The sequence below is a fragment of the Citrobacter sp. Ct235 genome (genome assembly GCF_030332305.1).
GTDB classification, from domain to species: Bacteria; Pseudomonadota; Gammaproteobacteria; order Enterobacterales; family Enterobacteriaceae; genus Citrobacter_A; species Citrobacter_A telavivensis.
The window spans coordinates 443524-455347 of the sequence record NZ_JAOWIC010000039.1 but is presented as its reverse complement, the minus strand read 5'-3'; the positions used below and the strand labels follow the sequence as shown (position 1 = coordinate 455347).

Here is an 11824-nt window from a genome sequence, read left to right as displayed (position 1 = left end):
CCATGCCGAACTCAGAAGTGAAACGCCGTAGCGCCGATGGTAGTGTGGGGTCTCCCCATGTGAGAGTAGGGAACTGCCAGACATCAAATAAAACAAAAGGCCCTGTCGAAAGACAGGGCCTTTTGTTCTTCCTGTGTTGTAGTTCTGATAGACGCAGTGCCATCAGGCGGAATTGGGTACAGAAAAGCAGAAGGCCACCCATCAGGGTGGCCTTTTTGCATTCTGATTAATGTATTACCTGCGATAAAAATGCACGAGTACGTTCTGATTTAGGATGAGCAAAAAACTCATCCGGCGGTGCCTGTTCAACAATTTCCCCGCGATCCATAAAGATCACCCTGTCTGCCACCGTTCTGGCAAATCCCATCTCATGTGTTACGCAAAGCATTGTCATCCCTGACTGCGCCAGGCCAATCATCGTATCCAGCACCTCTTTCACCATCTCGGGATCCAGCGCTGATGTGGGCTCATCAAACAGCATAATTTTGGGTTTCATACATAGCGAGCGGGCAATGGCTACGCGCTGTTGCTGTCCGCCGGAGATCTGTCCTGGAAATTTATGCGCGTGCTCTGCAATACGCACACGTTCCAGGTAGTGCATTCCCAGCGCTTCAGCTTCTTTTATCGGCATCTTACGCACCCAAATGGGCGCCAACGTACAGTTTTGTAGAACGGTAAGATGGGGGAAGAGATTGAAGTGTTGAAATACCATACCGACTTCCTGTCGGACGCGCTCAATATTGCGGATGTCCTCATTCAGTTCAATCCCATCGACAATGATTCGTCCCTGCTGATGTTCTTCCAGATGGTTAATACAGCGGATGGTGGTTGATTTCCCCGAGCCCGAGGGGCCACATAATACAATGCGTTCCCCTTGTTTTACGCGCAGGTTGATATCCTTCAGTACGTGAAACTGTCCGTACCACTTGTTGACGTTTTCCAGCGTAATCATCGCGTCGGCAGGTTGTATTAATAGTTGGCTCATAGAATCCTCAGTGCGGTGTACGCCCGGTGTTAAAGCGCTTTTCCAGATGCTGGCTGTAGCGCGACATGCTGAAACAAAAAATCCAGTAGATCAGAGCAGCGAAGACATACCCTTCCGTCGACATACCCAGCCAGGCCGGGTCAACCGTCGCTTGCTGCACGCTGCTGAACAGATCGAACAAGCCGATGATGATGACCAGGCTGGTATCCTTAAACAGGGCAATAATCGTGTTGACCAGCCCAGGGATGACCAGCTTCAGGGCCTGGGGAAGAATGACCAGTCCCTGGGTTTTCCAGTACCCTAACGCCAGCGACTCTGCTGCTTCGTATTGCCCTTTTGGTAATGCCTGCAGTCCCCCACGAACCACTTCTGCGACGTAGGCTGACTGAAAGAGGATTACGCCAACCAGCGCCCGAATAAGTTTATCAATGCTGGTTCCTTCTGACATAAACAGCGGCAGCATTACCGAAGACATAAACAGTACGGTGATCAACGGTACGCCACGCCAGAACTCGATAAAAATGACGGATAAGATCCGCACGACGGGCATGTGGGATCGACGTCCCAGTGCCAGCAAAATCCCTAAGGGCAATGCCCCCGCGATCCCGACTGATGCGATGATTAAGGTCAGCGTCAGCCCACCCCATTGGCGCGTTTCAACACGATCCAGCCCAAGGAAACCTCCATACAGCAAGAACCAGACAACGATCGGGTAGATGACGGCCCAGCCGGCGATATAGCGTCCGCGACGCGGCAACGCTTTCCAGAACATCGGAACAATGGAGCCCAACCCGATGATCAACGCCAGGTTGATACGCCAGCGCTGGTCGTGTGGGTACAGCCCATACATGAACTGTCCAAAACGTTCATGAATAAACACCCAGCAGGCACCCGCTTTGGTACAGTCTGCACGAGTGGAACCCACCCAGTTGGCCTGCAGGAACGCCCAGTTCAGCAAGGGAGGAATTAACTCCCACATCAGCCACAGACAGAACAGCGTCAACAGGCTGTTTGACCAACTGGAAAAGAGATTTTTACGTACCCATAAGATCGAGCGACCAGGACCGTTACTGGCCGGGCGCATGGGATGAGACAGCAATGCTTTTGTCATCATGGTTCCTTAGCGCTCAATGAGGGCGATTCGCCGGTTATAGATGTTCATCAGCAGCGAGATGGTCAGGCTAATTATCAGGTACACCGACATTGTAATGGCGATCGTTTCAATGGCCTGCCCCGTCTGGTTAAGCACCGTGCCGGCGAACAGCGATACCATATCGGGATAGCCAATGGCGGCAGCCAGCGATGAGTTTTTCACGATATTCAGGTACTGACTGGTCAGTGGCGGAATAATGACGCGTAACGCCTGAGGAATGATGACCTGGCGAAGTGTCACGGTATTGGGTAACCCGAGAGAACGGGCGGCTTCATGCTGACCGTAGGGAACGGCCTGAATACCGGCACGAATGATTTCGGCAATAAATGCTGAGGTGTATACCGACAACGCCAGCGTCAGGGCCGCCAGTTCAGGAATGAGCACCATTCCGCCACGGAAGTTAAAGCCGCGCAGTTGTGGGATATCCCAGTGCAGCGCCGCACCAAAAAGCCAGTGCGCGATGAGCGGCAGCAGCACAATCAGGCTTAATGCCGTGGGCCAGGTTCTGCGTAACTGTCCCGTTTTCATCTGATGCATTTTATTGAAACGGAACAGACCCACGGACAGCGCAATAGCAATTGCTGCCGAGAGCACGAAAGCGAGCACGCCTTCTCCTAACTGTGGCGACGGGATATAGAGTCCGCGATTGCTTAAAAAGACCATCTCCAGCGCGCTGGCGGCCTGGCGGGGGCCGGGTAAATTGCGCAGAACCGCGAAGTACCAGAAAAAGATTTGCAGGAGCGGCGGGATGTTACGGAAGGTCTCGATATAAACCGTTGAGAGTTTACGCAGTAACCAGTTATCCGACAGGCGCGCCAGCCCGAGAAAGAAGCCGATAAATGACGCAAAGACAATACACAGCGCGGAAACCAGTAGCGTATTAAGCAAACCCACCAGAAAAACGCGTCCGTAGGTGTCACCCTGTTGATAGTCGATCAGGTGCTGGACAATGCCAAATCCAGCGCTACGGTCGAGAAAGGCAAAGCCCGAGGTAATGCCGCGACTGCTTAGATTATTTATCGTGTTATGAATGAGATAGATTGCAACTGCAACGACCGCAAGAATGGCGAGGATCTGGAACAGCCAGGCGCGGACCGCAGGGTTTGAAAAGGAGAGTGACCCTTTTACACTTGAGCGGCGATGGAACATAAGAAAGCCTCGGTAACCATGACTCTGAACTGAGCGCCGCCTGTGCGGCGCCCGTTACATCACAACGAATTAACGCACTGGCGGTGCGTATTGAATGCCGCCGTTATTCCAGAGATTGTTCTGTCCACGTTTGATCTTCAGTGGGCTTTCCGATCCGACGTTGCGCTCAAAGATCTCCGCATAGTTACCCACCTGCTTGATGATGTTGTAAGCCCATTTATTGTCGAGCTTCAGATCTTTGCCGTAGTCACCTTCTTTGCCCAGCAGATGCGCCATGTCTGGTGTCGCAGGGTTCGCCGCTTTCTCATCGACATTCTTCGACGTCACGCCCATCTCTTCGGCATTCAGCATGGCAAACAGCGTCCAGCGCACAATAGAGAACCACTCGTCATCGCCACGACGAACAACCGGGCCCAGCGGCTCTTTCGAGATCACTTCTGGTAGCACAAGCCACTCTGCCGGATTGCTGAGTTTGATGCGCAGGGCATAGAGTTGGGACTGGTCAGAGGCGAGGGTATCGCAACGTCCTGATTCCAGCGCTTTTGCCGACTCATCTGAGCGGTCAAAGGTGACCGGGGTGTATTTCATGTTGTTGGCTTTGAAATAATCCGCCACGTTCAGTTCCGTATCCGTTCCCGCCTGAATACAGACGGTGGCACCATCTAACTCTTTCGCGCTTTTCAGGCCCGCTTTGTTGTGGGTCAGGAAGCCGATGCCATCGTAATAGGTGACGCCAGTAAAGGACATGCCCATTCCGGAATCACGCGAAGAGGTCCAGGTGGTATTACGGGAGAGAAGATCGACTTCGCCAGACTGTAATGCGGTGAAGCGTTCTTTTGCGGTGAGTGGGGTATATTTTACTTTTGTATCATCTCCCAGGACGGCGGCAGCAACGCCACGGCAAACATCCACATCTATCCCGGAGAATTTCCCGTTCGCATCAGCGTAAGAAAAACCGGGAAGACCGTCACTGATACCACATTGCACGAACCCTTTCTTTTTTACAGCATCCAGCGTTGTACCCGCATGTGCCTGATTGGCAATCGCAAGCAGCACGCCGGCCGCAGCCAGTGTGGCAATCATCATCTTTTTCATAATGCATCCTGTGTGGCAAAGAAATTATTGTTATAGAGAGACGTTCTGCAACGTCTTTAACCTGTCTGTGGCATTGGCCATACTCTTTTAAGCAAAGGTAGTGCCAGGTTTTGCGCACGAATATCCGACGCAATAAGCAGAGTGTAGACAGGAAAAAATAAACTCAGCGCCCTGAAATGGTGCGAAATTGAAACGTAAGCCACATTTTGGAGCAAAATATTTAAAACAATGCTCGCGAAGTGAAATAACAGTTTCGGGCGTGAATATCGAGAGGGTGAGTATTGAAAGATAAATGAAGAAAAGAAGAGGTCGGGACGTTATTGATAATTAAAATGTAATGGGATATCTATTTTTCAACACATTGTATGGTATGAAAAAAGGTGATCTTAGACTAAGAGCGCGGCATGTTCCGCGCTCTGAGAATGTTATTTTGACAGCGCGATGATCCCCATCGTCAGGCCCGCAACAGCGGCGGCCCCGCCAGCAATCGCGCCAGCGGTTTCCCAGTTATCCTGAGTCGTCCCTTTCATACAGGTATTGGTATGAACGAGGCGTCCCTGATCGTCATAAACCGGAACGCAGGGGGAATCGTGTGCACAGCCCGCCAGCAATGCCGTGAGCAATGCCACTGGAATTAATCTTTTCATGGTGTTACCTCAAAAATAAGCGTTCCGCTAAATGCAGTAATAGTGAATGCTGCTTTGCGAATACGAACCGAATTTTACCACCGCTTAAAAAAAGATTGGCATATGGAATAATCTCAATTCATGTGGATTGTAAAAATAATGGAGGCGCAAGTTTCGTATTACGCAGAGTAAATGACTATCTGTTTAATAAATAAAGAAAGATATTGAAAGGATAAAGGCGTCCGTCGACGCCTTTATTTACACATTAGCTCTGGGATTTGTTAAAACGGCCTCTTACTACGACAAAGAATGCCGGGACAAAGAAGATGGCCAGCAGCGTTGCTGTCAGCATTCCTCCCATCACACCGGTTCCGACCGCATTCTGGGCACCGCTCCCCGCTCCCCGACTAATGACCAGCGGCATTACGCCGAGGATGAATGCGAGTGAGGTCATCAGAATAGGGCGTAGGCGCATGCGTGCCGCCTCAAGCGTTGCCTCTATCAGGCCACGACCTTCTTTCTCCATCAGATCCTTGGCAAATTCCACGATTAGAATGGCGTTTTTCGCGGAAAGGCCAATCGTGGTTAACAGTCCGACCTGGAAATAGACGTCGTTATTCAGCCCTCGCAGGGAGGCGGCCAGAAGCGCGCCAACTACACCGAGCGGGACAACCAGCATCACCGAGAACGGAATGGACCAGCTTTCATACAGTGCGGCAAGGCAGAGGAACACGACGATCAGCGAGATGGCATACAGTGCCGGTGCCTGATTACCAGACAGACGTTCCTGATATGACATTCCCGTCCAGTCATGGCCGATGCCATTTGGCAATTTTGACGCGAGATTTTCCATCAACGCCATCGCCTCACCGGTGCTTCGGCCTGGTGTAGCCTCACCCAACAGTTCCATTGATGGCATGCCGTTGTAGCGTTCCAGGCGCGGAGAACCATACACCCAGCGGGCGGTACTAAAGGCTGAGAAGGGCACCATCTCGCCGTTGGCGCTGCGAACGTACAGATTGTTGATGTCCTCTGGCAGCATACGGAATTTCGCATCCGCCTGAACATAGACTTTCTTCACGCGTCCGCGGTCAATAAAGTCGTTAACGTAGGAACCACCGAGTGATGCTGAGATCGTTTGGTTAATGTCTGACAGTGCAACGCCAAGCGCCTGCGCTTTTTCCTGGTCAACATCCAGCTTGAACTGCGGGGTATCCTCCAGACCGTTAGGACGAACACGGACCAGCAGATCGGCGTGCTTAGCCACCATGCCCAATAGCTGATTACGTGCTGATGTTAGCCCGGCGTGACCCAGCCCGCCCTGGTCAATGAGCTCAAAGTCGAAACCGGTCGCGGTGCCCAGTTCAATAATTGCCGGCATGTTGAAGGGAAAGACCATTCCATCCGTTATCTGACTGAACGCGTGGGTCGCGCGCGCAATCACCGCTTCGACGCTGTTTTCTTTGCCGCTACGTTCATCCCAGGGTTTTAGGCTAATGAAAGCCAGACCCGCGTTCTGCGCCTGGCCGCTAAAGCTGAAACCATTGACCGTAAACACGCTCTCAATGTTCGCTTTTTCGTTATTCAGGTAGTAATGCGTAACCTGATCTAACACTTTTTGGGTTCGTTCCTGGGTTGCCCCGGCAGGTAACTGAATCATGGTCATGAACACACCCTGATCTTCTTCAGGCAGGAAGGAGGTAGGGAGACGTAGAAACAGTATCGCCATCCCGACGACAATCAGGATGTAGATAATCAGGTAGCGCCCGGTGTTGCGTACAATACCGCTGACGCTGTGGGTGTAGTGGTTAACGCTGAGGTCAAATTTGGCATTAAACCAACTGAAGAATTTCCCTTTCTGCTCGTGGTGTTCGGCGGACACTGGCTTAAGCAGCGTTGCGCAAAGTGCCGGAGTCAGGATCAATGCCACCAGAACGGAGAGCGCCATTGCGGATACGATAGTGATAGAAAACTGGCGGTAAATCGCCCCGGTGGAGCCGCCAAAAAAGGCCATCGGGATGAAGACGGCAGACAGCACCATCGCGATCCCAACCAGCGCCCCCTGGATTTGGGACATGGATTTCTCCGTTGCCTCTTTGGGCGGCAACTTGTCCTCCATCATCACGCGTTCAACGTTTTCCACCACCACAATGGCGTCATCGACCAGAAGGCCTATCGCCAGTACCATCCCGAACATCGTCAAGGTGTTGATCGAGTAGCCAAACGCCGAGAGGACCGCAAACGTACCCAGCAGCACGACGGGAACCGCAATTGTCGGAATGAGCGTTGCACGGATGTTCTGCAAAAACAGATACATCACAAGGAAAACCAGTACGATCGCTTCGAATAGCGTTTTCACGACTTCGTGAATGGAGATCTTCACAAATGGCGTTGTGTCGTACGGATAGACCACTTTCATCCCTTGTGGAAAGAAAGGTTGCAGATCAACGAGTTTGGCTTTGATCGCGCTGGCGGTATCCAGGGCGTTGGCGCCGGTCGCCAGTTTGACCCCCAGGCCAGCGGCTGGCTTACCGTTAATTCGGGCGACAACGTTATAGTTTTCTCCCCCAAGTTCGATACGCGCAACATCGTTAAGGCGCACGGCGGAACCGTCACTGTTTACCCGTAATGTGACTTTGCCGAATTCCTCAGGATCTTTCAGACGCGTCTGCGCGATGATGGAGGCGTTCAACTGTTGACCCGGCAATGCTGGCGTTCCGCCCAACTGACCGGCTGCGATCTGGTCGTTCTGCACTTTCAACTGATTGATGACATCAACCGGCGTGAGCTGGTATTTGTTCAGCAGATTGGCATCAAGCCAGATACGCATCGCGTACTGTGCGCCAAACAGTTGTACATCACCCACACCGCTCAGGCGGCTGATCGTATCTTTCACGTTTGAGGCGACGTAGTCGGAAATATCGTCCTGAGTCGTTTGCGGATTGTCAGAGACGAACCCTGCGACTAACAAGAAGCTGCTGCTCGATTTTTCTACGCTAATCCCTTGTTGTTGTACTTCCTGAGGCAGTAACGGCGTCGCCAACTGCAGTTTGTTCTGCACCTGAACCTGAGCGATATCCGGGTCGGTACCAGACTGAAAGGTTAACGTGATGGTCACGCTACCTGCAGAGTCGCTGGTGGACGACATATACATCAGGTTATCGATACCGTTCATATTCTGTTCGATAACCTGCGTCACGGTATCTTGCACCGTTTGCGCATCTGCCCCTGGATAGGTTGCGGAAATCGCAACCGCAGGTGGTGCGATAGTCGGGTATTGCGCAACAGGCAGTTGCATAATCGCCAGGGCTCCCGCCAGCATCAGAATGATGGCGAGTACCCAGGCAAAGATCGGACGTCTAATGAAAAAGTTTGCCATATCCGGTGACCTTATTGCGCCGCTTTCGCCGCAGGGGTATTGGCATCCGTGGTGGCTTTCACTTTCACGCCGGGATGGGCTTTTTGTATTCCGCTGACGATCACCTGGTCGCCGGGCTGTAAGCCTTCGCTAATCAGCCATTTGTCACCGATGGCCTGTGAAGCGATGACGGTGCGTGGTTCAACCTGGCTTTGGTTATTGACGACCAGCACTGTCGCATCACCGCGAGGTGTTCGCGTTACGCCCTGCTGGGGGATCAGAATGGCGTTTGGTTGAACGCCTTCGTCGATTCGCGCGCGAACAAACATCCCCGGCAGCAGAGTATGCTGCGGGTTAGGGAATACGGCGCGGAGGGTGATGGAGCCCGTGCTTTCATCCACCGTGACATCAGAGAACTGCAGTGTCCCTTTCAGGGGATACGCACTACCATTTTCCATCAGCAACTGGACGCTGCTGCTGGCACTGTCCTTATGCAGGCTGCCCTGTTCAACGGACTGCTTAAGGCGCATAAAGTCGCTGCTGGACTGTGTGACATCGACATAGATAGGATCGAGTTGCTGTACGGTAGCCAGTGCCGTTGCCTGACCGTCGGTCACCAGTGCGCCTTCAGTGACGCTGGATTTGCCAATCCGGCCGCCGATCGGCGAGGTGACCTTGGTGTAAGCCAGATTAATGCGTGCGCTTTCAACGGCGGCTTGCGCGGCGATAACTACCGCATTGGCCTGACGCGCATTCGCAATCGCCTGGTCGTATTCCTGTTGACTGATATATTTTGTCCCAACCAGCGGGGCATAGCGCTTTACCGTCAAACGGGCGATAGCAGCAGCGGCTTCACTTTTCGCCAGATCCCCTTTCGCGCTGTCGTAATTCGCCTGCAAGGTGGCAGGATCAATTTGATACAGCGACTGTCCGGCCTCAACATCGCTGCCCTCGGTGAAATTCCTTTTGAGGACAATACCACTGACCTGTGGACGCACCTCTGCAACGCGGAATGCAGAGGTGCGTCCGGGCAGTTCGGTCGTTACCGCTAATGGCGCGGTGGTGACCACATGAACGGTCACCTGCGGTTCAGTTGCCTGAGCTTGCTTATCTCCCTGATCGTCACAACCGGCAAGCAACGCAGCAGAGATGAGGATAAATGAGGGCAGGAGTGAAAACCTGGCATGTTTCGTCATTACTGTTCCTTAAAAACCAATAGCTCGTTATTTACCGGATAACGGTAAGGCGATAACGTGCACGAAGAAATAACAGTTGGCTATCCTACAAATTATTATCGTGCGATGTAAGTAATACTTATTTTATGCTCTGGGTTACGGCACGTAAAAGCAAAAAGGAGAGGTGCTTACCTTTTCATTCTGTTTTGTTTTGTTTTGTTATGTTTTTTAGGATATTAATATGTTTTGAAATATATATTCGTGGTGTGAATATTTGTATTGATTTCATTTGTGGTGTTTATTTTAATGTTTTGTGCTGAAGTGGTTCGCTTTTATGCCATCTCTGAATGGATGAAATGATACAGTTATTTTTATCGACGATTTTGAATCGTCGTATTCATTTTTTTTATTCTTCCTCTGATACGATAACCTATGGCTAAGAGAACAAAAGCCGAAGCGTTGAAAACGCGGCAACATTTGATTGAAACTGCAATCATCCAGTTTGCCACGCGAGGCGTTGGCAACACGACGCTCAACGACATTGCGGACGCGGCTCAGGTCACCCGGGGCGCTATCTACTGGCATTTTGACAATAAAACGCAGCTTTTTAATGAACTCTGGCAGCAGCAACCGCCATTACGCGATCTTATTCAGGAACGGTTAACGTTGTATGTTTGCGATAATCCGCTACAGCAGTTGCGTGAGAAGCTAATCGCAGGATTGCAATATATCGCAGAGATTCCCCGGCAGCAGGCGTTGTTGCAAATTTTATATCATAAATGCGAATTTCATGAGGGCATGATATCAGAGCAAGAAATACGAGAGAAAATTGGATTTAGCCAGAAGGGACTACGCGACGCATTGCAGGCGAGTATGGCGAAAGGATTGATTTCCAGAACGCTGGATTTAGACGTCGTCTTAATTATTATCCACGGTAGTTTTAGCGGTATTGTGAAAAACTGGTTGATGAATCCCGCCCGCTACGATCTTTATCAGCAGGCCCCGTTGCTGGTGGATAATGTATTAAGGATGTTAATTACTGACGAAAATGTCATGCAATTAATGCCGGAAAAAACGTGACAAAATAAATTTAATCATTTCTCCTGCTTATCAATCAAACGCTATTGCAGATCGGTGCAGTTGACCAGTTTGAGCGGATTAACAGAATCCATATTGCGGCATTTATCGACTTCCGTGGTGATCAGCTCAATCCACTGAATCAGTAAGGCATCAAAAAGGAAAACGGAGACGGCAAACACAACCAGCCACCAATACTTACGAATCATTGCTAAATCCTGTGTATTCATGCCCAAGCGTGCAGGAAATATACACGAAAAACGCGTTCAGAAAAGCAGGATTACAATGCTTTTACTTTGCTGTGATCTTCACCACATCCGATGCCGTTCGGCTCTTTTTCGACAGGTTTTTAGTCTTTCTCTTTTTGACTTTCGTCAGCTCTTCCGGGGAGTAGTGTGAGCTGATGTTCAGCCGCCTGAGCCCCATCTTCACATACTCGTTATTGACGTCAATGCCGATGAATTTACGCCCCAATTCCACGGCCACGGCACCTGTCGTAAAGCTGCCAGCGAAGGGATCCAGCACCGTATCGCCAGGATTTGAGGAGGCCAGAATGATCCGCTTTAACAGGGCGATAGGTTTTTGCGTCGGATGGTTTTCATATTCATCCATCAAATATCGTACGCGGGGGAATTCCCACACGTTGCCCGGAACTTTTTGTGTGTTGTATGGCTGTGGCGGGTTTTTACGGTAGTCGATTAGCGCTCTTTTCGCGCCGGTTTTGGTCTCGACCAGAATGGCGTCACTGTTGAATGTGTACTGTCTGGCATCTTTGACCATCATCAGGATGGGTTCATACATTGAGCCAAAGAATTTCTTCGCCTGTACGCCTGAACTGTCATAAGACCAGACGATCCGGCTTTTGATGGTAAACAGCGTTCTGCATTTGAGATCGATATGCGGCATGTTCTCGGTACTGTTCATGATGTACATCGTGCCCTGTTTTTTCAGTACCCGATGGCACTCTTCTATGCACGTAAACAGCCAGCCCAGGAAGACGCCTTCGTCCCAGGACTCCACCATGCCGTCAAAATCCTTTCCGATATTGTAAGGCGGGTCGGCAAAGATTAAATCGACGCTTTCAGCGGGGAGTTTTTTGAGTTCTGTCAGCGCATCTCCGTGGACGATCGACGCGGATTCATCACCAAAGTACTGTGGTTCAAATCGTGAGTTCATACCTGCTCCACAAAAGATGCGTATAAAAAA

10 protein-coding genes and 1 rRNA gene are annotated in these 11824 nt (G+C 51.0%); 2 read left to right on the top strand and 9 right to left on the bottom strand.

Translation table 11 applies throughout. From position 1 onward, the window contains the following. Positions 1-82: ribosomal RNA gene (gene rrf / locus OGY35_RS24555) — 5S ribosomal RNA — on the top strand; the annotation flags it as partial. 144 nt (positions 83-226) lie between these two features. Here rrf and OGY35_RS06580 read toward each other — a convergent pair. The 7 genes from OGY35_RS06580 to OGY35_RS06550 form a co-directional block, all read right to left on the bottom strand. After that, positions 227-985, bottom strand: coding sequence for an amino acid ABC transporter ATP-binding protein (locus tag OGY35_RS06580; protein WP_152406209.1), 759 nt, complete (start codon positions 983-985; stop codon positions 227-229). Between the two features lie 7 nt (positions 986-992). Continuing rightward, on the bottom strand, positions 993-2096 hold the full coding sequence (locus OGY35_RS06575; protein WP_152406407.1) for an amino acid ABC transporter permease: 1104 nt from the start codon (positions 2094-2096) through the stop codon (positions 993-995). A 9-nt stretch (positions 2097-2105) separates the two neighbouring features. After that, positions 2106-3287: an amino acid ABC transporter permease gene (locus OGY35_RS06570; protein ID WP_286631757.1), complete on the bottom strand. Its 1182-nt coding sequence runs from the start codon at positions 3285-3287 to the stop codon at positions 2106-2108. Positions 3288-3356: 69 nt separating this feature from the next. Next, the gene (locus OGY35_RS06565; RefSeq protein ID WP_152406207.1) at positions 3357-4382 is read right to left on the bottom strand and encodes an amino acid ABC transporter substrate-binding protein; all 1026 of its coding nucleotides are present in this window, start codon (positions 4380-4382) and stop codon (positions 3357-3359) included. Between the two features lie 425 nt (positions 4383-4807). Further along, complete coding sequence (locus OGY35_RS06560) at positions 4808-5029, bottom strand: putative periplasmic lipoprotein (protein WP_000825639.1); 222 nt, start codon at positions 5027-5029, stop codon at positions 4808-4810. Positions 5030-5273: 244 nt separating this feature from the next. Next, positions 5274-8387 (bottom strand): efflux RND transporter permease subunit, encoded by a 3114-nt coding sequence (locus OGY35_RS06555; RefSeq protein ID WP_286631755.1) that lies wholly within the window; start codon positions 8385-8387, stop codon positions 5274-5276. Between the two features lie 11 nt (positions 8388-8398). Further along, positions 8399-9562, bottom strand: a complete 1164-nt coding sequence (locus OGY35_RS06550; RefSeq protein ID WP_286631754.1) for an efflux RND transporter periplasmic adaptor subunit — start codon at positions 9560-9562, stop codon at positions 8399-8401. Positions 9563-9973: 411 nt separating this feature from the next. On the opposite strand from OGY35_RS06550, the gene envR reads away from it, so the two are divergent. Beyond that, positions 9974-10621, top strand: coding sequence for an acrEF/envCD operon transcriptional regulator (gene envR / locus OGY35_RS06545; RefSeq protein ID WP_286631753.1), 648 nt, complete (start codon positions 9974-9976; stop codon positions 10619-10621). A 41-nt stretch (positions 10622-10662) separates the two neighbouring features. On the opposite strand, the gene OGY35_RS06540 is transcribed toward envR, so the two are convergent. Further along, on the bottom strand, positions 10663-10827 hold the full coding sequence (locus OGY35_RS06540; RefSeq protein ID WP_042324928.1) for a DUF2556 family protein: 165 nt from the start codon (positions 10825-10827) through the stop codon (positions 10663-10665). Between the two features lie 82 nt (positions 10828-10909). Next, a complete protein-coding gene (gene yhdJ / locus OGY35_RS06535) occupies positions 10910-11794 on the bottom strand; it encodes an adenine-specific DNA-methyltransferase (RefSeq protein ID WP_286631752.1) in 885 nt (294 codons plus the stop codon). Positions 11795-11824 lie beyond the last annotated feature (30 nt).

What these genes read in the sequence shown, in the direction of transcription:
- OGY35_RS06580 (WP_152406209.1), bottom strand. Translation starts at nt 985, where the DNA reads ATGAGCCAACTATTAATACAACCTGCCGACGCGATGATTACGCTGGAA.
- OGY35_RS06565 (WP_152406207.1), bottom strand. Translation starts at nt 4,382, where the DNA reads ATGAAAAAGATGATGATTGCCACACTGGCTGCGGCCGGCGTGCTGCTT.
- envR (WP_286631753.1), top strand. Translation starts at nt 9,974, where the DNA reads ATGGCTAAGAGAACAAAAGCCGAAGCGTTGAAAACGCGGCAACATTTG.
- OGY35_RS06555 (WP_286631755.1), bottom strand. Translation starts at nt 8,387, where the DNA reads ATGGCAAACTTTTTCATTAGACGTCCGATCTTTGCCTGGGTACTCGCC.
- OGY35_RS06575 (WP_152406407.1), bottom strand. Translation starts at nt 2,096, where the DNA reads ATGACAAAAGCATTGCTGTCTCATCCCATGCGCCCGGCCAGTAACGGT.
- yhdJ (WP_286631752.1), bottom strand. Translation starts at nt 11,794, where the DNA reads ATGAACTCACGATTTGAACCACAGTACTTTGGTGATGAATCCGCGTCG.
- OGY35_RS06550 (WP_286631754.1), bottom strand. Translation starts at nt 9,562, where the DNA reads ATGACGAAACATGCCAGGTTTTCACTCCTGCCCTCATTTATCCTCATC.
- OGY35_RS06570 (WP_286631757.1), bottom strand. Translation starts at nt 3,287, where the DNA reads ATGTTCCATCGCCGCTCAAGTGTAAAAGGGTCACTCTCCTTTTCAAAC.
- OGY35_RS06540 (WP_042324928.1), bottom strand. Translation starts at nt 10,827, where the DNA reads ATGATTCGTAAGTATTGGTGGCTGGTTGTGTTTGCCGTCTCCGTTTTC.
- OGY35_RS06560 (WP_000825639.1), bottom strand. Translation starts at nt 5,029, where the DNA reads ATGAAAAGATTAATTCCAGTGGCATTGCTCACGGCATTGCTGGCGGGC.